General features: G+C 59.4%; 16 protein-coding genes and 6 pseudogenes. 11 read left to right on the top strand and 11 right to left on the bottom strand.

The window, feature by feature from the left end; all coding sequences use genetic code 11:
- Positions 1-205: 205 nt before the first annotated feature.
- From ML_RS15255 to ML_RS03600, 3 genes and pseudogenes are all read right to left on the bottom strand, one after another.
- Positions 206-1,029: pseudogene (locus ML_RS15255) on the bottom strand (pseudouridine synthase).
- On the bottom strand, positions 1,026-2,783 hold the full coding sequence (locus tag ML_RS03605; RefSeq protein ID WP_010907888.1) for a glycerol-3-phosphate dehydrogenase/oxidase: 1,758 nt from the start codon (positions 2,781-2,783) through the stop codon (positions 1,026-1,028). Before ML_RS03605 ends, ML_RS15255 begins: the two are co-directional and overlap by 4 nt.
- Positions 2,784-2,873: 90 nt before the next feature.
- Positions 2,874-4,295: pseudogene (locus tag ML_RS03600) on the bottom strand (NAD(P)H-quinone dehydrogenase).
- Between the two features lie 128 nt (positions 4,296-4,423).
- Between ML_RS03600 and ML_RS03595 the strand changes: the two are divergent.
- Positions 4,424-4,903: a gamma-glutamylcyclotransferase gene (locus ML_RS03595; RefSeq protein WP_010907887.1), complete on the top strand. Its 480-nt coding sequence runs from the start codon at positions 4,424-4,426 to the stop codon at positions 4,901-4,903.
- A gap of 456 nt (positions 4,904-5,359) precedes the next feature.
- On the opposite strand, the gene ML_RS17795 is transcribed toward ML_RS03595, so the two are convergent.
- The 3 genes and pseudogenes from ML_RS17795 to ML_RS03580 all read right to left on the bottom strand — a co-directional run.
- Positions 5,360-5,710: a hypothetical protein gene (locus ML_RS17795; protein WP_145985174.1), complete on the bottom strand. Its 351-nt coding sequence runs from the start codon at positions 5,708-5,710 to the stop codon at positions 5,360-5,362.
- Positions 5,711-5,980: 270 nt separating this feature from the next.
- A pseudogene (locus ML_RS03585) lies at positions 5,981-7,120 on the bottom strand (amidohydrolase); the annotation flags it as partial.
- Positions 7,121-8,359: pseudogene (locus ML_RS03580) on the bottom strand (zinc-binding metallopeptidase family protein); the annotation flags it as partial. It lies immediately after the preceding pseudogene.
- 105 nt (positions 8,360-8,464) lie between these two features.
- Here ML_RS03580 and ML_RS03575 point away from each other — a divergent pair.
- The gene (locus ML_RS03575; protein ID WP_010907886.1) at positions 8,465-9,271 is read left to right on the top strand and encodes a purine-nucleoside phosphorylase; all 807 of its coding nucleotides are present in this window, start codon (positions 8,465-8,467) and stop codon (positions 9,269-9,271) included.
- Between the two features lie 8 nt (positions 9,272-9,279).
- Positions 9,280-10,884 (top strand): phospho-sugar mutase, encoded by a 1,605-nt coding sequence (locus ML_RS03570; protein ID WP_041323714.1) that lies wholly within the window; start codon positions 9,280-9,282, stop codon positions 10,882-10,884.
- A 12-nt stretch (positions 10,885-10,896) separates the two neighbouring features.
- Here the strand turns inward: ML_RS03570 and upp are convergent.
- A pseudogene (gene upp / locus ML_RS03565) lies at positions 10,897-11,526 on the bottom strand (uracil phosphoribosyltransferase).
- A gap of 150 nt (positions 11,527-11,676) precedes the next feature.
- Here upp and ML_RS14230 point away from each other — a divergent pair.
- From ML_RS14230 to ML_RS17260, 3 genes and pseudogenes are all read left to right on the top strand, one after another.
- Positions 11,677-12,508: pseudogene (locus tag ML_RS14230) on the top strand (alkaline phosphatase family protein).
- A 69-nt stretch (positions 12,509-12,577) separates the two neighbouring features.
- Positions 12,578-13,849, top strand: a complete 1,272-nt coding sequence (satS, locus tag ML_RS03560) for a protein export chaperone SatS (protein ID WP_010907884.1) — start codon at positions 12,578-12,580, stop codon at positions 13,847-13,849.
- Positions 13,850-14,592: 743 nt separating this feature from the next.
- The gene (locus ML_RS17260; protein WP_269147061.1) at positions 14,593-14,721 is read left to right on the top strand and encodes a hypothetical protein; all 129 of its coding nucleotides are present in this window, start codon (positions 14,593-14,595) and stop codon (positions 14,719-14,721) included.
- Between the two features lie 40 nt (positions 14,722-14,761).
- On the opposite strand, the gene ML_RS15245 is transcribed toward ML_RS17260, so the two are convergent.
- Together ML_RS15245 and ML_RS03545 are read right to left on the bottom strand one after the other, a co-directional pair.
- Complete coding sequence (locus ML_RS15245) at positions 14,762-15,187, bottom strand: vWA domain-containing protein (protein WP_231846714.1); 426 nt, start codon at positions 15,185-15,187, stop codon at positions 14,762-14,764.
- 776 nt (positions 15,188-15,963) lie between these two features.
- A complete protein-coding gene (locus ML_RS03545) occupies positions 15,964-17,052 on the bottom strand; it encodes an adenosine deaminase (RefSeq protein ID WP_010907883.1) in 1,089 nt (362 codons plus the stop codon).
- Between the two features lie 393 nt (positions 17,053-17,445).
- Between ML_RS03545 and sdhC the strand changes: the two genes are divergently transcribed.
- Genes sdhC through ML_RS03525 form a run of 4 tightly spaced genes read left to right on the top strand, consistent with a single transcriptional unit; the run spans position 17,446 to position 20,859 of the window.
- Entirely contained in the window at positions 17,446-17,802 is a 357-nt protein-coding gene (sdhC, locus tag ML_RS18660) for a succinate dehydrogenase, cytochrome b556 subunit (RefSeq protein ID WP_041322498.1), read from the top strand.
- Positions 17,799-18,290 carry a succinate dehydrogenase hydrophobic membrane anchor subunit gene (locus tag ML_RS03535; protein ID WP_010907881.1) on the top strand — a complete coding sequence of 164 codons (492 nt, stop codon included), beginning with the start codon at positions 17,799-17,801 and terminating at the stop codon, positions 18,288-18,290. Before sdhC ends, ML_RS03535 begins: the two co-directional genes overlap by 4 nt.
- 20 nt (positions 18,291-18,310) lie before the next feature.
- Positions 18,311-20,065, top strand: a complete 1,755-nt coding sequence (sdhA, locus tag ML_RS03530) for a succinate dehydrogenase flavoprotein subunit (RefSeq protein WP_010907880.1) — start codon at positions 18,311-18,313, stop codon at positions 20,063-20,065.
- Entirely contained in the window at positions 20,065-20,859 is a 795-nt protein-coding gene (locus tag ML_RS03525) for a succinate dehydrogenase iron-sulfur subunit (RefSeq protein ID WP_010907879.1), read from the top strand. Before sdhA ends, ML_RS03525 begins: the two co-directional genes overlap by 1 nt.
- 581 nt (positions 20,860-21,440) lie before the next feature.
- On the opposite strand, the gene ML_RS03520 is transcribed toward ML_RS03525, so the two are convergent.
- Positions 21,441-21,608 (bottom strand): hypothetical protein, encoded by a 168-nt coding sequence (locus ML_RS03520; protein WP_156517076.1) that lies wholly within the window; start codon positions 21,606-21,608, stop codon positions 21,441-21,443.
- Positions 21,609-22,507: 899 nt separating this feature from the next.
- Between ML_RS03520 and ML_RS03515 the strand changes: the two genes are divergently transcribed.
- Positions 22,508-22,747, top strand: coding sequence for a carboxymuconolactone decarboxylase family protein (locus ML_RS03515; RefSeq protein WP_064430266.1), 240 nt, complete (start codon positions 22,508-22,510; stop codon positions 22,745-22,747).
- Positions 22,748-22,947: 200 nt separating this feature from the next.
- On the opposite strand, the gene ML_RS18655 is transcribed toward ML_RS03515, so the two are convergent.
- The gene (locus tag ML_RS18655) at positions 22,948-23,124 is read right to left on the bottom strand and encodes a hypothetical protein (RefSeq protein WP_414085519.1); all 177 of its coding nucleotides are present in this window, start codon (positions 23,122-23,124) and stop codon (positions 22,948-22,950) included.
- Between the last annotated feature and the right edge of the window lie 373 nt (positions 23,125-23,497).

Raw genomic sequence — 23,497 nt, 5'->3', positions numbered from 1 at the left:
GGCATCTTGGGGCCGGAAACTATCATCCAGTTGCCCACTGACTCCGCCATAGTGCGGCAGATAGTACCGCCGAAATGCCTTGGGCTCAAGGCAGCCGGGTGCGGTCAGGGTTGAACTTACCGATGGCCTTTTCCAACGTTGTAACTACGCCTTTCCAGAATCGAACGACGCAATTCAGCAACCGATTTCATCGAAAAGACAGAAGTTACACTGTCAACCAAGACGGTATTGGCCCCGATAACCGGACTAGTTCTCGGCGGCTGACTAACTCGCAACACGCCCCAGTGACCGGATCATCGAACTCAATGCGCTACGCCAACCACTGCAACGGTGCACTGCAATCGTCAGCAGAGACGTAAACGATATTGGAATACAACGGATCGCCCACAATCTGCACACCCCCAGGACACCATGTGCAGCCTCAATTGGTGGGTCGTCCGGTATGCGGAGTCAGCCGACATAGCCCATTCGACGAAATCAGCTCCACCAGCGTCTCCGCGTTAGGCACACCGGGCTTGCAGAACCCCTGCAAGTTGCCCCGATGCTTGACGATGCGACCTCGGACCAAGCACGGCAATACTAAGGCCGGATCGCTCGCTGCACGAGCCAGGTAGATCTTTCTTGCGCACCACACCGTGGGAAAACAGTGTCTGGCATCGGTCATGCAACTAACGGCGGGTGATGAACAGCCAGCTACCTCGGCGGCCAGCCGACCAAGTAGGTGGACCGAGCTTAGCTCCGGCAACCCCAGTTCTCAGCGCAACCGCACCAGCCCGGCCTGCGCAATGTGTCGCCCCCGCGGCATAGTGGCCAAAAAGTTCGGCTTACTAACCACCACGATGTCCGTGTCTTGATGCAGCACCGGGATTGCAAAAAGCACAGACACTTCATCCGGCAGGTCACTATTACAATAAGATACAATAAGACACTAGCCCCGCTGGGCACCACGGTAGCCTCACCGTCCGAATAGACGACTTCTCCATTCAGCACTTTCGCGCGGGTCCCCGCGACACTTAACTGTCCGCTCAAGTTAGCGACACCGGTTCGATGATCTTGGTGCGCGCCTCGGGTGCGCTGGCTCGCAACATGTCCGCCGACACGTCGTCGGGCTGGGCCTGCGACAGTACCTCGGCCTCCACCCGCGCATTATAAGTCGCCACCTCGCGATCGATATCCTCGGCCGTCCAACCCAACACCGGAGCGACCACATCGGCCACCTCCCGGGCACAGGCGACGCCGCGGTGTGGATATTCGATAGAGACTCTCATCCGGCGGGCCAAGATGTCCTCGAGATGCAAGGCGCCCTCGGCGGTTACAGCGTAGCGGGCTTCCACCTTCAAATAGCCCGGAGCTTCCTGAATCGGACTGAGCAGGTCGGGTGCTTCAGCCGCCAAGGCCAAGACGTCACCGATAAGCGCGCCGTAGCGGTCCAGCAGATGACGCACCCGGTAGGGGTGCAGACCTTGCAACGCGGCGACGTGTTCGACCTGATTGATCAACGCAAAGTAACCGTCGGCGCCCAGCAAACCTACTTTCTCGGTGATCGACGGAGCTACCCGGGCCGGAACGAATGCAACCGCGGCGTCAATCGCGTCGGCGGCCATCACCCGGTACGTGGTGTACTTGCCGCCGGCGATCGCGACCAGACCCGCCACCGGCACCGCGACCGCGTGTTCACGGGTCAACTTGGAAGTGTCATCACTTTCCCCGGCGAGGAGCGGGCGTAGCCCAGCATACACCCCATCGATGTCGGCGTGGGTCAACGGGGTAGCCAACACAGTATTGACCGTCTGCAGGATGTAGTCAATATCCGCCTTGGTGGCCGCGGGATGGGCCAGGTCGAGATTCCAATCAGTATCGGTCGTTCCGATGATCCAGTGGTTACCCCACGGGATGATGAACATCACCGACTTCTTGGTGCGCAGGATCATCGCGACGTCACTGACGATCCGGTCCCGCGGTACCACTACGTGCACACCCTTGGACACGCGCACCTGGAATCGTCCACGCTGCTTGGACAACGCCTGAATTTCGTCGGTCCAGACCCCAGTAGCGTTGACCACAACGTGGCCGCGGATCTCAGTAACCGCGCCATCCTCCGAATCGCGAACCCGCACGCCGATCACTCGGTCGCCCTCGCGCAGCAATGCGACCACCTGGGTGGAGCATCGCACGACCGCTCCGTAATGCGCAGCGGTGCGCGCTACAGTCAAGGTGTGCCGGGCGTCGTCGACGACGGTGTCGTAGTAGCGAATACCACCGATCAAGGAGCTGCGTTTTAGGCCCGGACTTAATCGCAACGCACCGGCACGAGTCAAATGCTTTTGCGCCGGAACCGATTTAGCGCCACCAAGGCGATCATACAGGAAGATGCCGGCAGCTATGTACGGGCGTTCCCACCAACGTTTGGTTAGCGGAAACAGGAACGGCAACGGTTTGACCAGATGCGGTGCCAACGTGGTCAACGACAACTCACGCTCATAGAGCGCCTCACGCACCAACCCGAACTCGAGTTGCTCAAGGTAACGCAACCCCCCGTGAAACATCTTCGACGAGCGGCTCGACGTACCCGAAGCCAAGTCCCGCGCCTCGACCAACGCCACTTTGAGGCCGCGCGTGGCAGCATCCAGCGCACACCCGGACCCCACTACGCCGCCACCAATGACCACCACGTCGAACTGCTCAGTGCCAAACCGCTCCCAGGCCGCCGCACGTTGCTGCGGTCCCAACGCAGAAGCCGGCCATGTCTGCTCGCTCTCCGGTGCTTGGATCAGATCAGTCACGACACCAGGACTCCTCGGTTATTCGTCGGTAAGTTAAAGTTAAATTAGTGTGCCACCAAGGCTAGTTCGTCAGTCGACCAAAGATCGGCCTTAGTCCAGATCATCATGTGCTGTCAGCGTGATGCGCGACCTCGGTGATCGAGCCGGATAACGATGGGTGAACGGCTAGTGTTTGCGCCAACTCGTTGACGGTGATCCGGTTTTCACCGCCACGGCAATCGGTAGGATCAATTCGGAGGCGATCGACGCCACCACCACGCCGCCGATTACCACACCGATAGATGGGAAGCAAAACATCTTGACGAACCCATGACGCGCCTCGAACATCTTCGCCCACGGATTGGTCCGCAACGGCAGCATGATGGTCCGGGCAAATACCAAACAGTTGTCGACCGCCAATTACGGCATCCCCACCGCTGGGATCTCGTGCCTGGTGAAAACCTTTGTCGCGAAGGTGCGTAACCGGATCAGGCTGACGCCCTCATCCAACGCGTGGTACATCGCGATCCGACCCTGCATCGCCGTCACCGACGCCAGCGGCAACAGGCCGGTGCAGTCCTCCTGACGCGTAAATACCGGGCACCGATGTCCGCGACACCCGATCCACCGTCAAGTAGTTGCCCCGCCCCAACTCGAGGCCGACCCGATCCAGGTCAAGACAACCGGTGTTGAGGACCGACCCGATGGTCATAAGGGCGTGGCTACCTTCAATGGTGCGGCCGTCGATCATCTTCACCAAGACAACCGGTGTCGGTGCGGGTAACCGATTCCGCATGCGCGTTCTTGAACAACCGGACGCCACGTTCAGCGAACGACCCTTCCAAGACCAACGCTGCGTCGGCGTCCTCGTACGGCAACAACGTGGTACTGGCTAGCCACCACCATCACCAACACACCCAGTTCGATGTAAGCGTTGACAAACTCAGCACCGGTGGTCCCCTTGAACCCACCACGATGAAGTGGTCAGGTAACGCCGCCAAGTTGTAAAACTGCCGCCAGGTCAGGATGCGTTCGCCGTCCGGCTAAGCCGACAGCAGGATCCGTAGGCTGGCCTCGGTGGCAATCAACACAAAGTCGGCGTCGTATTCATCTAGTGCTCCCGTCAGCGGCGGTCACTTTCGATTGTGGTGACGAACCAAACCCGGAGTTGAGTAAGCCAGCCTATTCCTGGCCAGCAAGCATGTCTACGCCCATGTTGCGCAACTGGGCAGTAACGTCGGCCAACTGCGCCGCGGCCAGCGCCCTGACGCGGGCATGAATGCCAGGCAACGAGAATTTGGCATCGTCGATGTTGAAGCCAAGCCATTACGCTCGGTACAGCTCGCTGAGCAGCCCGGTGGATGCGATGAACGTCCTGGACGGTACGCAGTCGCCCAAGACAGCCGCCCCACCGATGCCACCGGAGTCGATCACGGTTACTTGGGCTTTTTGCGGGCGTGACGTGGTCGCTGCTACCAGTGCAGCCCCGTAACCGGCCGGACCTCCCCCGAGAATCGCGATCTGGGTCACCACAACCTGTAACCTAACTTAGCGACGATGCACTCCGCATGCAGCGCGGAATGAACCGGAGCCGAGCCCCCGCGGCCCGGCCAAACCATTGGTTGAACGCCAAGCGGGCGCGTGCCGATTAAGCTTTCCCCGTGCCGCTTTATGCCGCTTACGGACCTAACATGCATCCCGAGCAGATGCTCAAGCGTGCACCGCACTCACCAATGGCCGGGACAGGCTGGCTGCCCGGATGGCGCCTGACCTTCGGTGGTGAGGATATCGGTTGGGAAGGCGCGCTGGCCACGGTCGTCGAGGACCCAGATTCGCGGGTTTTCGTCGTCCTCTACGACATGACGCCGGCGGACGAGATGAACCTTGACCGGTGGGAAGGCTCCGAATTCGGCGTCCATAAGAAGATTCGATGCCGAGTGGAGCGCGAATCCTCCGACACCACGATCGACCCGGTGCTTGCATGGCTATACGTGCTAGATTCCTGGGAGGGCGGGCTACCGTCGGCACGGTACCTGGGCGTCATGGCCGATGCCGCCGAAATCGCCGGGGCTCCAAACGATTATGTCCACAATCTGCGCACGCGCCCGGCCCGCAACATAGGCCCAGGGACTACAGCCTAGGAATTTCGCGAGGCCCGTGTCTGTTCGCCGACACGCCGTCGTAGCCGGCATTTAGCGGACGGATGCCGCCCGACGTAACCGTAACATCGTCTACATCGTCTCGAGCTAGCGGACAAGTTCGCCCAGCCTAGAGCCTAGATATGACGTACTCGACCACTAAGTGGGCACCATCCCACCAGCACAGGCCCTTTAGCGGCCAGTACGCGTCGATCCTGGAGCAATGCTCCCGCCCGCTGTACCACCAGTCGAGGCCGCCGTACTCGGCGGCGACGGCGGTAGTTAGGACCAGGCGAAGTCAAGTCACCAAATCAAGTCCTCGATCTCGTATTGCAGGACTGGCCGGGGCAACCCGCCATCGAGCGTAACCAGCCGTGCCTCGTTCTCCATCGATGACTCAGCCTGCGACAAAGCCAAACCCAGCAGCTAGCGTACGGTGATGATACCCCGCCGACCAGACTATCGGTCGACAGCTCTATAAGCTCTATGTAGGTCGACGCGGGTGCACGTGTCACTGCGCAGCGCGGCGTCGAGCGTCGCCAGCGCAGTGTGCGAGCAACCTCGATAGCTGTCCAGGAAAGCGTCGTGGCCGGTCGTCCCGCGAACAACATCAACGGCGCGCCTTCGCGGCGATGCACAATCAGACAGTCGGCCGAACGCAAGCAAGCAGTGGCCGCAGTGATTGAGCACATGCAGATCGGGGGTTCCAGCGGTGTTTAAGCCGTAGGCAGCGGCGGCAGTGCCCAGGCACACCGCCACTGTCGTGCCGGCCGCCACGTCCAACCCGCACAGCCATAATGCCGTAGTCATTTCGCCACGACTATAGACACCACGCAAAACCTTCAGCAGTGCAACACAATTGAGTTGTACCTCCAAGCCGCTGCCGGTGGAGAAATGTCAATTCCTGGGCTGAACCTAACGACTCCATCTTGGACGTCAAGTAGTCAGCTGAACTCTGCGTATATGCTGACAATCGTCGGGGGAGTCGCCGATGCCACAATTGACCTCGCGAACGTCCGTAGAATGCCAAAGATGCGGTTTGTCTTTTTGCAGACACGCGCTCTCGTGGCTAGAAGGACACAGCCTGCTCAAAATGTTGACCATCACCCGCAGTCCAATAGCCAATGCCAGCTCGTCGAGGTCAAACGTCGGCTGATGCAGATCCAACTGCAGCCCCCATCCGGCCACACACCCAGTCGGGCCACCGCACCAGGAATTTCCTCCAGAATCCTCCCGGCCTTCGGACTGGCGGGTATCGACCAGCGCATCAGGGCCAACAGCTTCAAGCATATTGTGGGTCAGGATGGGTATCGAGATATATTCGTCCACGACAAGGAGTGCACCGCACTGATACTGTAGGACGTATTCGATCGCCAATGGCGACAGTAACGCGGAAGCAGACTGGCGGCTGATCCCCTCAAGATTCAACCTAGGTTTGCCGGCTGCTGGTGTGCCATGTACCAGTTAAGACGCCGGTTTGGGGTATGGCGTTGGCGACCACGCCCGCGTTGACCACGGCTTACACCAATACGGTGCTATTGCGCGGATCGACGCGGAACGACAGCACTCCAGGCAACCCAGTAATGAGTGCGCCAAGCCCGTAGACCAAGTCGGCAGTGAGGTGCGAGCGGGACGTTTTCCGCCAGGCGAATACAGTGTGATCTCTATCGAGTCGGCGGCCGAGGTAATGGAACCGTGTCGGACCGCGACCTTGCCCACTTAGAGTCGGGGCTCGCAGTGCAAAGCGAAAATTCGCACTCCCAGTGACGATGGCATCGATCAGAACCGCCGGGCATCAGCTCTTCGGCAAACTGGAAGATCAATCGCACGCCGACCGCGCTATTTCCTGCACCGACACCAAAACCACTGCAGTACCGAGCAGGCTGGCGGTGTGCGCATCACAGCCACAGGCGTGCACGACATTAGGCATCGTCAAGGCATACGGGGCGCGGGTACGTTCCGCTAAAGGAAGCGCGTTCATGTCGGCACACAGCGCGATCCTGGGCTCAGGTTCAGGACACAAATCGCAAGTCAAGCCGGTCCCACCCAGGCAGCACTTTGGGGTTCGACCCTGCATCGGCCAGCAGCTCGGCGACAAACTGTGTGGTGGCAAACTCCTAGCGACCCAACTCCGGATAGCGGTGGATGTGGCGGCGCCACGCGACCAGGTCGTCGTAGTGGGGAGCTTGGCCAAGAGTCGGCTGTGTCGACGGGGCTCAAACTTCTGCGCTGCTGCGCCGCCAGCACCCAGTCACGCTCATCAAGAGTTTCGGACGAGGCAAACAGTCGTGTGCGCCAGCATGACCGCACCGTCGAGGACTGCGTGGTCGCCGCTGGGACTGGCGGGACTGCGGCAAAGGCGCGCTGATGAACCGTGGCTCCGGCGGCGTTCACACCGATCACCGGTGCATCCCCGGCAGCACCTGTGTCACGTTTCCCCATAGCAGTGCTGCCCAGCGGAGGCCGCGTCTTGACGTCAGGCGCCACCGACTCGCGTCCGAGTTAGCGCACCTCCTCGCAGTACACGTCAGGTAACCATTAGTCTGGTTTCAACTTCGCATATGCCGCCATTACAGTGTGGTCGATTTCGTATTCACATCCACCTGCTAACACGCCCACAGCAAAGCACGTAACCGTTCTACTCTCCAGCTCACACAGCGAATCCGAGTTGACCGCCCGCATCGCATACTACAACCGCCGCGTGTCCGCGGGATTACGCCGCGTGTCCGCGGGATTACATTGATCGCCTGCCCCGCCGTTAGTGACCATGCCGGGCACACCAGTTGCCCTGGCGCCAACTGCTGCCGCAGCACCACAATGACCACCTGGCGCTACGACGACCGCATCAGCTATGATAACCCGCCAAGGGCGGCGCGACGACGGCATGCGATTCCTTGCCCAGGTATTCGATCGTGAGCTCAGACAACTCCAGGAACGGGCCGTGGCGATGTCGGTCGGTCGGCCCCGGATGCACCATCACCGCCACCGCGACATCGTCGCACCTCCTGGCCTGCAACATGAGCACTTTAACCACTGCCAACTTCCTCGGTGGAAGTCCCCACTTTAAAGCCACGGTGAGACCCAGGCCGCCGGCTACCTTAACAAGCTTAACAAGCGCTATCGCGGTACCTAACACCGACGCCGCGATCATGGATGATGGATATTGCGGCCGCAAGCATGTCCTGTCCGATCCCGGACAACCCATCATACTCGGCGCACACCCCGACGGGCAGGAGACCACTGCCTACAGTCGCGCGAAACGCCGTGTCCAGACCACAGGTGGGCACGGTGATCACGAAACCACGTTCGGCTACCAGCGCCTGCGTCTTGGCACAGCTACGGCGTTAGGCGAACGTCAGCTCCAGCTGAGCATGAATTGCGTACGACAAATCCACAAGATCGGCACCACGACGCCACACTCCATACTCGACGTTGGTCAAACGCTGTTACTGTGGGCACCCATGCAGTATCGCACCGACCTGCAGCTGCTCTGACCACAATGATGGCTCACTCGTCACTCACGCCGTTCCGGCACTCATCGTCGCTGGGCTAAGCTCGCCGACTGTGACTTACACCCTGCTCGATCCCGACGAACTCGCTCGGCGGGCCGCCCAGGTTATTGGTGAGCGCACCGGTATCCTTAAGCACGACGTCGCAGTCGTCCTCGGATCGGGATGGTCCTCGGCGGTTGCAGCGCTCGGCTCATCGAGAGCCGTGTTCCCCCAGGCCGAGCTGCCCGGGTTCATAACGCCCAACGCAGCCGGGCATACCGGCGAGTTGTTGTCGGTGCGTATTGGCGCGCATCGGGTGTTGGTGCTGGCCGGTCGCATCCATCCCTACGAGGGGCATGACCTTAGGCACGTCGTCCATCCAGTACGCACGGCGTGCGCGGCCGGTGCACGCATCATCGTTCTCACTAATGCGGCCGGCGGACTGCGTGCAGACATGGCGGTCGGCCAACTGGTGCTGATTAGTGACCACCTGAACCTGACGACACGTTCGCCGCTAGTCGGCACGCACTTCGTCGACTTAACCAACGCGTACACAACGCGGCTCCGAAAACTCGCCAGCGACACCGACCCGACACTGACCGAAGGCGTGTACGCGGCCCAGCCCGGCCCACACTATGAGACTCCCGCGGAAATCCGGATGCTGCGGATGCTGGGTGCTGACCTAGTGGGCATGTCAACGGTGCACGAGACCATCGCAGCACGGGCTGCGGGCGCTGAGGTGTTGGGCGTGTCACTGGTGACAAACCTGGCGGCCGGGATCACCGGCAAGCCACTTAACCATGCTGAGGTGCTTGCCGCGGGGACTGCGTCAGCGAACCGGATCGGGTCCCTGCTGGCCGACATCATAGCCCGGTTTTGAAGGCTGCCGTGACACCCGAAGAGTGGATCACGCACGATCCCGACCCACAGACAGCCGCCGAGCTGGCCGCGTGCGACCCCGATGAACTTGCGGCGCGGTTCACCCGTGCACTGCGCTTCGGCACGTCGGGCTTGCGCGGACCAGTGCGCGGCGGCCCCGACGCCATGAACCTAGCGGTGGTGTTGCGAGCGACCTGGGCCGTGGCACAGGTGCTCCTGCAACGAGCGGGCTCGCGGCCTGCAACCGTAATCGTCGGGCGCGACTCTCGGCACGGCTCGGCGGCATTCGTCGCTGCGACCGCTGAGGTGCTTGCCGCTGAAGGTTTTTCCGTTCTGCTGCTACCCAATCCGGCACCCACGCCGGTGGTGGCGTTTGCGGTGCGCAATACCGGCGCCGCGGCCGGGATCCAGATCACAGCATCGCACAACCCGCCGACCGATAACGGGTACAAGGTGTATTTCGACGGCGGCATCCAGATCATCTCTCCCATTGACCACCAAATCGAAAACGCGATGGCCGCTGCTCCCCTGGCCGACCAGATCACCAGGAAACCCGTAAACCCCAGTGAAAACAGCGCCTCCGATCTGGTTGACCATTATATTCAGCGAGCGGCCGCGGTACGGCGCTCCAACGGTTCAGTTCGGGTTGCCCTTACACCGATGCACGGAGTGGGCGGTGCGGTAGCCGTCGAGACGCTGCGGCGCACCGGCTTTGACGACGTGCACACCGTAGCGGCGCAGTTCGAGCCCGACCCCGACTTTCCAACCGTCGCGTTCCCAAACCCGGAGGAGCCCGGCGCCACCGACGCATTGCTGGCCCTGGCCGCCCATGTCGGGGCCGACGTCGCGATAGCACTGGACCCCGACGCCGACCGCTGCGCCGTTGGTATACCCACCAACTCGGGATGGCGGATGCTGTCCGGAGACGAAACCGGTTGGCTGCTAGGCGATTACATTTTGTCGCAAACCGACAAGCCGGAAACCGCCGTGGTAGCCAGTACCGTGGTGTCGTCGCGTATGTTGCCAGCAATCGCCACACACTACAACGCGGTCCACGTCGAGACCCTCACCGGCTTCAAGTGGCTGGCGCGCGCCGACGCAAACCTGCCGGGCACTCTTGTGTACGCCTATGAGGAAGCTATCGGGCATTGTGTCGACCCCACTGCCGTACGCGACAAAGACGGCATCAGCGCCGCGGTGTTAGTGTGCGATCTGGTTGCCGCACTGCACAAGCAGGGCCGCTCGGTGCCCGACATGCTTGACCAACTCGCCCTACGCCACGGCGTGCACGACGTTACAGCAATATCACGTCGCATTGGCCCCAAACAAACGGGAGTTGACGAGGCTGTCGACCTGATTCAGCGGCTACGCGCAGCCCCGCCGAGTCAGCTGGCCGGGTTCACCGCGACCACTACCGATATCACCGACGCGCTAATCTTCACCGGCGGTGATGATGACACGTGGGTCCGGGTAGTGGTGCGGCTATCAGGAACCGAACCGAAGTTAAAGTGCTACTTGGAAGTTCGCTGCTCGGTGGCTGGCAACCTACCATCCACCCGACAACGGGCCAGGGTGCTGCGCGACGAGCTAGTCACCTTGGTGCAGCAGTGGTGATTCTCAGGTGAGTCAGCGGGGCCCAAATTGGCAGTCGCTGGCGTCACCGAAACCCGGCACAATCACAATATAGTGATTGCTTCGTTGAGTCCCTTGTCAACGGCGGCACTGAGAATAATTGTGCTTTGGGAACGTTTTCTCTACTTCCGTAAGGCCCGCCGGTGGGTCCACCACAAAGAACACAATGATCTCTGTTGCCTGGCGGCGCAGCAACAGACCGGTGGTGTGTGGCATCGACTCGCCAATGGCCAGCATTGGGTCAAGAACCATTACCGGCTGGACAATTAGGTCGTCAAGCAGCGATTCCAGATACAGGACCAGCTGATGAGTCACCTCATCACTGGCAACCGACGAACCCAACCTGGACTTCGGGTAACGCAACATGACCCTCATCGACCATGCCCAGACCGGTGCGCAGCACCGGAACCAGTAGCGGCGGTCTGGCCAACCGGACGCTTAACATCTCAGTCAACGGCGTTAGGATCGAAAATGTTTCACAAGGCGTGTCCTGGGTAGCCCTGTAAACCAGCATCAACGTCAATCCACGCAAAGCCGCCGGGAACACAGCAAGCCGGTGCATTCGTCCCGCAGCACCGCCAGCCGGGCGGTGGCCAGCGGGTGGTCGATGACACGGACGTCCACAGGGTTGGACCCGTATAACAATCGGAATTAGCCCAGCTGACACACTTAGTTGTTCGCCCTAAGCAGGTCAACCCTGACCATATATTCCCCGAGTGAATCCCCGCGAAGGCTAATGAGCTGGGCATTCGAGCCTTCCGGATGTTCGGAGCCATGCTGGTATGCGGGCGGATGGGCTGCTCATTGGTCCCTCGTGTCGGCCTTGCCGCAGCAACACTTCCGGCCCCACACATGTTGGTAGGCGTAGTGGAAGAAAACCACTCGCAGGACAACGTCATCAGGAACTAATCGATTCCCTTCCTCGACTCGCTGGCCGCTAACAGCGCAATGATGGCCCAAGCATTCGCGGAGACACACCCGAACGAACCGAACTATTCGGCGCTGTTCGACGACGACACGTTCGGGGTGCGGAAAACCGATGCACGCTCAATGGCGATGCCTTTCCCAACCTGGGTTCTGCATTACTCACCGCCTGCTACACAATTCATGGGGGTCGCCAAAAACTTGCCCGCGGCCAGTTCCCCGGTCTGTGCTGCAGGCAAGTACCAACGCAAGCATGCACCTGAGTCAACTTCAGCAATGTACCGACAACGAATTCAGTGCCATTCTCTGCCTCTCCAATAGACAACTAGGCCAGCCCTGCCGACTGTGTCGTTCGTCATTCCCAACGACGGCAACAACATGCATAGCAGCTCGATAGTGGTGGCCGATGCCTGGCTCAACTGGCCACCCTTTCCGGGCACGCCAACTGGGTGGTGACCAACAATAGCCTGTTCACTATGGCCTTGGGACGAGGACGACAACACCAAGTCACAATCAAATCCCCATTGTGTCCTGTGCTATGGCGCACATGTGCAGCCGGGGACATACAACGAACAGATCAGCCACTACAATATTGCTTTTCATCCTAGAGCAGATGTACAGGCTACCCAAAACGGGTCACGCCACCAGTGCTGCGGCAATCACCAACATCTGGGCCGGGTAATCACCGGCGGGCTGAGCTACCCGTGGACTAGATCCGGCACCGTCTCGAGCTGCCGCTATCCTGTGCCGCATGGTTGCAGACCTCGTGCCCATCTGCCTGAGCCTGCCCGCTGGTGATCGCTACACCGTATGGGCACCCCGTTGGCGCGACGGCGGCGATGAATGGGAGGCGTTTCTCGGCAAGGACGACAACCTGTATGCCTGTGAGACAGTCGCTGACCTAGTCGCATTTGTGCGCACCGACTCCGACAACGATCTGGTCGACCACCCCGCGTGGAAAGACCTGACTTCCGTTCACGCACACAAGCTCGATCCTAGCGAGGACAATCAGTTCGATCTGGTCGTTGTCGAGGAGTTGGTCGCCGAGAAGCCGACCGCCGAGTCGGTGACCACGCTGGCAGCAACGCTGGCGATCGTGGCGTCCATCGGTTCGGTGTGTGAGTTACCCGCAGTGTCGAAATTCTTCAATGGCAATCCTAGCCTAGGCGCGGTGTCAGGCGGAATCGAGCATTTCACCGGTAGAGCCGGCCAGAGACGCTGGAATTCGATCGCCGAAATCATCGGGCGAAGCTGGGATGACGTGCTGAGCGCGATTGACAAGGTCATCAGCACCCCAAGGGTCAACGCTGCGATGTCGGCCAAAGCCGCCGACGAACTAGCCGAGGAGCCCGTAGAGCCGGAGGTAGAGCCGGATGACGAGGATGGTGCCGATAGCGCGACCGCTCAGGCAAACAACTCTGACGACACCGAAGACGAAAGCCGTACGGCCGGCGACACCGTCGTGCTGGGCAGCGACAAAGACTTTTGGCTACAGGTGGGTATCGACCCGGTCCGGATCATGACGGGGGCCGGCACTTTCTACACACTGCGCTGCTACCTGGACGATCATCCAATTTTCCTGGGCCGCAACGGTCGGATCAGCGTATTCAGCTCGGAGCGGGCGCTGGCCCGCTACCTAGCAGACGAGCACGACCATGACTTGTCCTATCTGAGCACCTACGACGACATCCGTACCGCCGCCACGGACGGCTCGCTGGCAATCGACATCACCGACGACAACATCTACGTTCTCAGCGGGTTAAGCGACGATCTGGCTGATGGGCCGGACGCCGTGGACCGTGACCAGCTGGACCTGGCTGTCGAGCTGCTCCGCGATATCGGCCAGTACTCCGAGGAAAGCGCCGTAGACACGGCGCTGGAAACGAATCGTCCGCTGGGCAAGCTGGTGGCCCATGTGTTGAGTCCCAGCGCGGTTGACAAGCCGGTCGCCCCGTATTCTGCGGCGGTACGGGAATGGGAGAAGTTGGAACAGTTCGTGGAATCGCGGCTACGACTCGAATAAAGGTTGCGTTCTGCTGACGCAGCGAGTCTGTCGGCGGTTACCCGCCGGCAGACGAGAAAGTTAACCTAATGTCACTTCCTAACATCAGACCGCTACCGCTGTTTGAGTTCCAACGACCGGGCACGTTCCTGTTCGGCTTAGTGCCGCTGACCCTACTCGCCGATGTCGTCGTACAGTAACGACGCGGACGACGCCTAAGCCGGTTCACCGAAGCATCGGTACCATAGGTCGCCGTGCCGGCACCTTCCCATCATGGTATAGTTGCTATGCCCGACCCTGCTTACCGGTGGCGCTGGCTACACCCACCCACGACATGCATATGCCACGCAGCCGCGCCGTCGTCATAGTGACCATCGACATGTCATAGTCGATACAGGCTAACCGACGTCAACCTCAAACGGCTTAAAGCGACCACACAGTTCGCTAGTAGGCCTGACACCAGGCATCATCTCGGGCCTGGTTGGCTTCATGGGAACGCCCCACCTGGTTATACCCCGACCCCGCGGCACTATGCAACCATTGACAGGTTGCAGAACTTCACAGTTTGACCACGGCACTGAGACCGGTGAGGCAATCTTGACCACACTGCATGCAATCAAAGCCTCGAGCGTAACCGGTGGAGATATCCTCCGCGCAGCCTTCCTGGACCATACTCCTGTCGATGGCGGGAAAACAAGCCATCAGATCCCAAGGATCTCCACTACAGTGGATAGACTGCGGCACGCCAAGCCAAAGATCAGGGGGTGACCATCTCAACTCTTGCGTTCGGAACGCAGGGCGGCATCAGCACGCTGGGCCAGCAACTGGTAGCTAGCCCAATATCAACCGAGCAGATAGCTCCGATCGCCCGGCTGGCAGGAGGTAAGTCCTAAAGTGCCACAAACATCAGCAAACTCAATTGGAGCTAGGACATCATCCGGGGTGAGATCGGATACCGCGCACGGTGTCGGGTGGCTGCGCCTCAACATCATCACAGCAATCATCGCTACCGGGTGGGCGACATTGATCAACCGGCGACTTCTGACCTGATCGATCAGGCAGACAGCCTGCGGTTGCAGAACACGCCGGCCAGTACCGCGCCAACCATGATGACCGCACCCAGCAAGATCCAGGCTGCGCTGCGTCGCGACCACAGTTGTCATAGCCAATCTGCCGCTGCAGAGTCGAATAGACCTGCTTGAGCGAGTCCAGATCGTAGGCGTGGAATACTTGACCGTCGGTGATCTCGCAGATCTTCTGCAGGGTTTGATTGACCACCAGAACCGGAATGACGGCGTCGTTGTACAACACGGAGCCGTCGCACATGCCGAAGGAGACAGTCAATAATATATCTGCCACTACCCCCCAGATTTATTATCGTCCGCGCCGCGGTGAAAGTTCTCTGCAGGGCCGTTGAGGTCCAAGGGCTCGTTTTCGGCGCCGTCCGACTCCAAGACGATCCGCGCGATGTAGCGGGCCTTCGCCGCCTCCCATCACCGTGCCGACCGGGGCTACTATGTCTGCAACGCGGCGGAGATGCGGTCCCGGTTGAGGTTTTCGGAGCAGCTCGCAGGCTGTCGATCGCCGCCTTCACAGCGCCACAGTTCGTCGTTGAGGCAACCAGCAGGGCAGCGGTAGCCACAAACTCCACCAGCCCAAAGTTAATAGCCGGCGTCACCTCGTCGGTGAATTGCTTATCGGCCTGCTGCGCTGCGACCAATCAACTCGGCGCGACATCGGTAACGGTCATCGACTCTTAGACATCAATCACCAACATCACGAACGCGCAGTCGCAGTTAAGTCTAATCCAAACATTGTTATATCAGACCCGCAATGGCCGTCGTCAGCAGTACCAACGACGTGGCGAACAGAAGCGTCAGCAGGTACCAGCACCGACCGGAGCAGCTTGGCGCGACACGCACCAGCACGTCCACGTCAGCGAATCGCAAAACCTACCGGCACCGAGTGAACCGCAGAGCAAGATACACACCCACCACTACCAACACGACGAACAAGAACAACCATCCATGCTGAAAGCCCGTGAGCAACATCGATCCCAGGAAGGGCAATTCAATTAATGTTCATGCCCCCAAACCTCGTAGCTTCCGGTTCTCCAATAGCGTTCTGCCCCAACGCTATCCGACCAGCACGGCGAACCGAGGCTTGATAACCTCATCGATTATTGCTAACCGTTGATCGAACGGAATAAACGCCGACTTCATAGCATTGATGGTGAAACGTTCGAGATCACCCCAACCGTAGCCGAACGCCTCCACCAAGCGGTGCATCTCCAGGCTCATCGACGTGTCGCTCATAAGCCGGTTGTCGGTGTTGACTGTCACCCGGAAACGTGCCCAGGCCAGCAGATCAAACGGGTGCTCGGTGATGCTTGCCACCGCGCCGGTTTGCAGGTTCGAGCTGGGGCACAGCTCCAGCGGTATTCGCTTGTCCCGCAGGATCGAGGCCAGGGGACCCAACCGGATGCCACCACCAGGATCAACGTCGATGTCGTCGACGATCCGCACCCCGTGGCCCAGCCGGTCAGCTCCGCAGAACGCGATCGCCTCGTGGATAGATGGCAGCCCGAACGCCTCACCCGCATGAATAGTGAAGCGCGCATTATTACTACGCATGTACTCAAAAGCGTCGAGGTGCCGAGTCGGAGGGTGCCCAGCCTCAGCACCAGCGATGTCGAATCCGACGACTCCTTTGTCCCGGAACCGGATCGCTAGCTCGGCGATCTCCCGCGACATTGCCGCGTGCCGCATCGCTGTGACCAAGCAGCGCACTGTGATGGCATTGCCCTCGGCGGCACAAGCCCTTTCACCGTCAGCAAAACCCGCCAGCACGCTTGCGAGGACCTCATCAAACGACAACCCCTCGTCGATGTGCAGCTCCGGAGCGAACCGGACTTCGGCGTAGACCACCGAATCAGCGGCGAGGTCTTCCACGCACTCATAAGCGACGCGGTGCAACGCCTCTGGTGTCTGCATCACGGCCACGGTATGAGAAAACGGCTCCAGGTAGCGCTCCAACGAGCCGCTGTGCGAAGCAGTGCGAAACCATGTCTCTAGCGACTCAACGTCGGTAGCGGGGAGCCTATCATAGCCGACCTGGCCGGCAATATCCAACACGGTCGCTGGGCGCAGCCCACCGTCAAGGTGGTCATGCAGCAGGGCCTTCGGCGCTTGCTTGATGTTTTCTAGGTGCAATGGCGTATTCATCGGGCGACTCTATCGATGATCAACGATCACGGCTCCGGCGGTGTGTCACCAACGCTCCAACCACGCTACAGCTTTTACGCCATTGCTGGGCCGAGGTATTCTGTAGTTTCGGTAGGCGAGCTGAATAACGGTTCGCCGGGAGCAACCAGCTCGCACTCAGAACACAGACCCACACATATGAGACATATTCCACACACGGGTCTGGATCAGCCTGTTGGTACCGTGCACATTCTCGCCACGTTAAGCTCGATTACCCGGCTAACTACTTTGATAGCGGTATTGAATGAGGTGAGGACAACGGCGACACCCGCGAATCCGGCTACATCGAGACCAGTAGCAGCATCATCGCGCAGACGGCGACCACCCACGACCACATACCGGGGAGATCCCGGTATGTGGTCGTGGGTGCTGCATCGTATCAGCGGCGCGACCATTTTCTTCTTCCTATTCGTCCACGTACTGGACGCTGCGATGTTGCGAGTGAACCCGCAGACCTACAACGCGGTGCTTTCTACCTACAAGGCCCCGATCGTCGGCTTCATGGAGTATGGCCTGGTGGCCGCGGTGGGATTCCACGGGTTGAACGGGATCCGGGTCATCCTGATCGACTTCTGGTCTGAAGGCCCCCGCCACCAGCGGTTGATGCTGTGGATCATCAGCGTCATCTTCTTGCTGCTCTTGGTCCCAGCCGGAGTGGTAATTGGCATACACATGTGGGAACACTTCCGAATGTGGGAGCACTTCCGATGAGCAACTCCGATCTTCAGCTCAGACCTCAAGTTCAACCTACATGCCAAAAAGGCCAGTTAGCCCCGGTGCGGCAGCGCAGCTACGACCGCCCCGCAAGCTTAGACAACCCTCGTTCACCGCGTCGACGCGCCGGCATCCCCAACTTCGAAAAGTTCGCCTGGCTGTTCATGCGGTTCTCGGGTGTCGCGCTGGTGGTACTGGCGTTCGGGCACTTATTCATCATGCTGATGTGGGACAACGGCGTGTACCGCATCGACTTCAACTTTGTGGCGCAGCGCTGGTCTTCACCGTTCTGGCGATTCTGGGACCTGGCACTACTGTGGCTGGCGCAAGTCCACGGCGGCAACGGCTTGCGCAACATCATCGACGACTACAGCCGCAAAGACCACACGCGGTTCTGGCTCAATAGCTTGCTGCTGTTGTCAATGGGGTTCACGCTGGTGCTGGGCAGCTACGTGCTGTTGTCATTCGATCCCAACATCTCCTGAAAGTCTGCGAAAGGCAAGCTTTGATCCAGCAACACCGATACGACGTGGTGATCGTCGGCGCAGGCGGTGCCGGAATGCGGGCAGCCGTAGAAGCCGGCCCCCGAGTGCGAACCGCGGTCTTGACGAAACTTTATCCGACCCGCAGCCACACCGGTGCCGCCCAAGGGGGCATGTGCGCGGCGCTGGCTAACGTCGAAGATGACAACTGGGAATGGCACGCCTTCGACACCGTCAAGGGTGGCGACTACCTTGCGGACCAGGACGCAGTGGAGATTATGTGCAAGGAAGCTATCGACGCGGTGCTCGACCTAGAGAAGATGGGGATGCCATTCAATCGTACCCCCGAAGGCCGCATCGATCAGCGCCGCTTCGGCGGTCACACTCGCGACCACGGCAAAGCGCCGGTCCGCAGGGCCTGCTACGCGGCCGACCGCACCGGCCACATGATCCTGCAGACGCTCTACCAGAACTGCGTCAAGCACGACGTGGAGTTCTTCAACGAGTTCTACGCACTCGACTTGGTCCTGACCCAAACCCCGAGCGGCCCAGTTACCACCGGGGTAGTGGCCTACGAGTTGGCGACCGGCGATATTCACGTCTTCCACACCAAGGCCGTCGTGATCGCGACCGGCGGTTCGGGCCGAATGTACAAGACCACCTCCAATGCGCACACGCTGACAGGAGACGGCATCGGGATTGTGTTCCGTAAGGGACTTCCTTTGGAGGACATGGAGTTTCATCAGTTTCACCCGACAGGCCTGGCAGGGCTGGGCATCCTAATATCCGAGGCGGTGCGCGGCGAAGGCGGACGGCTGCTCAACGGCGAGAACGAACGGTTCATGGAGCACTATGCCCCGACAATCGTCGACCTGGCTCCGCGTGACATCGTGGCCCGCTCAATGGTGCTCGAGGTCCTGGAGGGCCGCGGCGCTGGCCCGCATAAGGACTACGTCTACATCGATGTCCGTCACCTCGGCGAGGAGGTGCTAGAATCCAAACTTCCCGATATCACCGAATTCTCCCGCACCTATTTGGGTGTGGACCCGGTCCACGAGCTGGTCCCAGTCTATCCGACCTGCCATTACGTGATGGGCGGGATCCCGACCACCGTGACCGGGCAGGTGCTGCGGGACAATACCTCGACCGTCCCCGGCCTGTACGCGGCCGGCGAATGCGCATGTGTGTCCGTGCACGGCGCCAACCGGCTGGGCACCAACTCGCTGCTAGACATCAACGTCTTCGGTCGCCGGTCCGGCATCGCAGCGGCCAGTTATGCTTCAGCCAACGACTTCGTCGATATGCCACCGAACCCAGCGGAGATGGTCATCAGCTGGGTAGCTAACATCTTATCCGAGCACGGCAACGAGCGCGTCGCCGATATTCGTGGCGCGCTACAACAGACGATGGACAACAATGCGGCGGTGTTTCGTACCGAAGAAACACTCAAGCAAGCGCTCACCGATATTCATTCGCTCAAGGAGCGATACTCCCGAATAACCGTGCACGACAAGGGAAAAAGTTTCAACAGCGACTTGTTGGAAGCCATCGAGCTGGGCTTTTTGCTGGAACTGGCTGAAGTCACGGTGGTTGGCGCGCTGAACCGCAAGGAATCCCGTGGCGGGCATGCCCGCGAAGACTATCCGCACCGGGATGACACCAACTACATGCGCCACACCATGGCGTACAAGCAAGGCACCGATCTGCTCAGCGATATCGCGCTGGATTTCAAACCCGTCGTGCAGACTCGCTACGAGCCCCAAGAACGGAAGTACTGATGGCCGTTGAACCTGTCGAGGTCAAGTCGCTCGAACCTCCCCGACCGCCGATTTCGGATGACGCGGTGATGGTGACCGTGAAGATCGCACGATTCAACCCAGACAACCCCGATGCATTTGCGGAAACCGGTGGCTGGCAGAGCTTCCGGGTGCCCTGCCTGCCCACCGACCGGCTGCTAAACCTGCTGATCTACATCAAGGGTTACCTGGACGGCACACTCACCTTCCGGAGATCCTGCGCGCACGGGGTGTGCGGCTCTGATGCTATGCGGGTTAACGGCGTCAACCGGCTGGCCTGCAAGGTACTGATGCGCGACCTACTACCAAAAAAAGCGGGCAAGAACCTGACCATCACAGTCGAACCGATCCGCGGGCTGCCGGTGGAAAAGGACCTGGTGGTCGACATGGAACCATTCTTCGACGCCTACCGCGCGGTGAAACCCTACCTGATTACCAGCGGCAACCCGCCGACCCGAGAGCGCATCCAAAGCCCGACCGACCGCGCTCGCTACGACGACACCACCAAATGTATCCTGTGCGCATGCTGCACCACCAGCTGCCCGGTGTTCTGGAGCGAGGGCACCTACTACGGTCCCGCTGCGATCGTCAACGCGCATCGCTTCATTTTCGACAGCCGCGATGAGGGTGCCGGCGAACGCCTGACCCTCCTCAACGAGGTCGACGGAGTATGGCGGTGCCGAACCACGTTCAACTGCACCGAATCCTGCCCACGCAACATAGAGGTGACCAAAGCGATCCAAGAAGTCAAGCGCGCGCTAATGTTCTCGCGCTAACCGCGCTGGTGCTTGGCAGCCCTTGCAGCAACATTCACCCCCCAGGAGTACCGTGCCGCGACCGCCAGACGATCCACTGATGCGATATCGCATTTCGAAAGTCACCTGTCATTCTGACAAATTAAGGCTGAGCCATTTGGCACCCATAACGTGCTGTCACCAAGCCCATCCGTCCACCCCGGGCGAGAAGGTAGTGTGACATCCCCGAAAGGATGGGGCCACGTCGTGCTGTTGTCAGCAGACCACACGCAAGAGAAAACCAAGCTGTTTCTGTATTAACGGATTCTTGGCCGGATGTTTGGCTGTTGGGATGGCATAGTTCGTAAATCCGTAGCGGTCGGCGCACAGGTGTTGGGCCATTCCGTGTGACGGTAACTAGGTAAATCTCGGGCAGCTGCAACACCTCCTCTGGAGTCATACCGTTTACTGTGTTGTTGGGAGATCTTTTCGGCTGCACTGTGGCGATCGCCAGTGGACACTACAGCGTGAACCAAAGCGTACCGTTCAAGTTGATCGGCACAGTCACCGACGCACTTGCGGACGTATGAAATGCAGTCATCGATTTCAGCGGAAGTGGCGAGTCACATCATCCCTGGGACCTGGCCATGAACTTGGTAGATGCGGGCCAGGCTAACGACGCTGGCATGCTCGGCGGCGAGCTGCAGCATCCGGCTGCCGGTGCCGCTGATTATCAGCGGCACCGGCGGTCCGTAGCCGTTGAAGCCACGGCATTGGATCTGCCAAAGCACGGGAATATTTTATGCCGTTCGCATTTCAGTCTGTTGCGGATAGCCGTAAGGGCTGAACCGACTGGTGAATTCATCGATAGTTTAGCGTAGCCGTCGCGCCAGGGCAACGAACATGTCTAAGGTGATGTTGTCCTCAACATATTCCCATTTCATATTTTCGCTGACCAGAACAACATCCAGACGACTGTTGATCATAACTCCGGTTTTGGAGATATCTCATTCCAGAAGAACAGTTTTCAAGAACCCAATGTCGAACACCAGGACGCCGACTCGCAGACACTTAGTCACGGCCGGCCACCAGCGCGGAAAGCGGCGACGGAACTCCAAGACGATCAGTGACGAAAACGGTTTCATAGATATACTTTTCGGAAGATGGACAGGTAAAGATGAAGCTCTTAAGTACCTCGACAGCGAACACGTTGAAATAGAAACAAAAGCTGTCATCTGAGTCATTGTTCATTTGACAAATGGAGCGAACGTGCCATCACATTATTGCCTTCGGACCATGTTATCTAACTCTTTTTACAGTTATCGCGTTGACGAGGTCACATCTTGGCTTCCTGTCTCGTCTCATGGGTATGACACAAAAAATCGCATCGAGCCGTTATTCCTGAAAGACGCAAAATTTGTTATCCGACTGATGTACCGTATCGTTAAACAACGCTCCGGCGAGGAGCCCGAATCTTTCGCCGTCCATACGCACCATCCCAACCTAGCCCCTGACCGGCGACATCCATGAAAAATTTCTAGAACGTGCATAGCGCGCCACCAGCCAGTGTTCATAAGTTGGCCATGTACTAGACCACCCGGCCCGTAGGCTGCTTATGGTGTATCGACTTCAGCGCTATGCTGCAGTACCTGGATGGCCTGAATGTCAAGAGATTGAAGGACGGACAACTATGCATGCAACGTCTGCGTATTTCCCCGACAACGAACGCGCTTCCATCGCAATAACCAACGACCCGCGCTCAATTACCTACGAGCAAGTCGCCGAACTGCGCTCCCGCTTCAGCAAAGCTGACGTGATCGAACTAAGCTACCATACCGGCATCGAGAGCATGCTGGCACACATCAACACCGAGCTGGCCGTCACCGAATGTAGGTATTCAATTCCATTGAAAAGGATTGAATTCCGTTGATTACCCCGCAACGTATAGCCGATAAACCTATCGATGTTAGCCATATACAATATGGCGCAGTCCCTTCCGTCTTTCACCGTCATCGCGGTGATCCGCGGGGCCATCTCCCGATAGCCATCGATGCCGGAGTAACCTTCGGTGTAGGCGCCCAGATCACCGTTGACCAGTGCCAGCTAATTGATGGTAACGAACACCGGGCCTTAGTGGCGGGCTAGGGCAAACATGGACCGTGCCACCTTGTCCGTTCCGCTGATAACGTGAATTTCTTTGTTCACCTTGCTGTTTGAATCGTCGTTAAAGACAATATCGGGATTAAACAACAACACCACGGCTTCCAGGTCACCATTGGCCATTGCGGCCATCAGCTGGCTGATCACCTTGCTGTGGCTGGGATCGGGTTTGGGGCGACTCCGCGGTAACAGCTTTACGGGCCAGCGGCAGCGTAGCGGCCACGCTGGTCCCGAACACATCTGCCACATCGGCTAACCGTACAGCGCACCAGTCATGCAGCACGAACGCTACCCACTGACCGAGGCTGAGGCGTTCTAGTACAATCATTGCCACAAGCCAAGCACACTCGGCGGCCACCACGGTAGACAGCAGATCGACACTGTCCAAACCGACGACCACGGGTTCGTGGCAGCTAGTTACCAGTGTAGCCGCTCACGCCAGTGAGTCGCCGCCCCCAGTCGATCTAGGCCAAGCTTGACTTACCACCACGATCAACCAGCTTTGAGGTCCTCATTTACC

Source organism: Mycobacterium leprae TN, assembly GCF_000195855.1.
GTDB classification, from domain to species: domain Bacteria; phylum Actinomycetota; class Actinomycetes; order Mycobacteriales; family Mycobacteriaceae; genus Mycobacterium; species Mycobacterium leprae.
This window is presented reverse-complemented; position numbering and strand designations above follow the sequence as displayed.

Excerpts from the sequence above, each read along its gene's own strand:
- ML_RS17795 (WP_145985174.1), bottom strand. The coding sequence starts at position 5,710 with ATGACTACGGCATTATGGCTGTGCGGGTTGGACGTGGCGGCCGGCACG.
- satS (WP_010907884.1), top strand. The coding sequence starts at position 12,578 with ATGGTTGCAGACCTCGTGCCCATCTGCCTGAGCCTGCCCGCTGGTGAT.
- ML_RS03545 (WP_010907883.1), bottom strand. The coding sequence starts at position 17,052 with ATGAATACGCCATTGCACCTAGAAAACATCAAGCAAGCGCCGAAGGCC.
- sdhC (WP_041322498.1), top strand. The coding sequence starts at position 17,446 with ATGTGGTCGTGGGTGCTGCATCGTATCAGCGGCGCGACCATTTTCTTC.
- ML_RS03535 (WP_010907881.1), top strand. The coding sequence starts at position 17,799 with ATGAGCAACTCCGATCTTCAGCTCAGACCTCAAGTTCAACCTACATGC.
- ML_RS03525 (WP_010907879.1), top strand. The coding sequence starts at position 20,065 with ATGGCCGTTGAACCTGTCGAGGTCAAGTCGCTCGAACCTCCCCGACCG.
- ML_RS03515 (WP_064430266.1), top strand. The coding sequence starts at position 22,508 with ATGCATGCAACGTCTGCGTATTTCCCCGACAACGAACGCGCTTCCATC.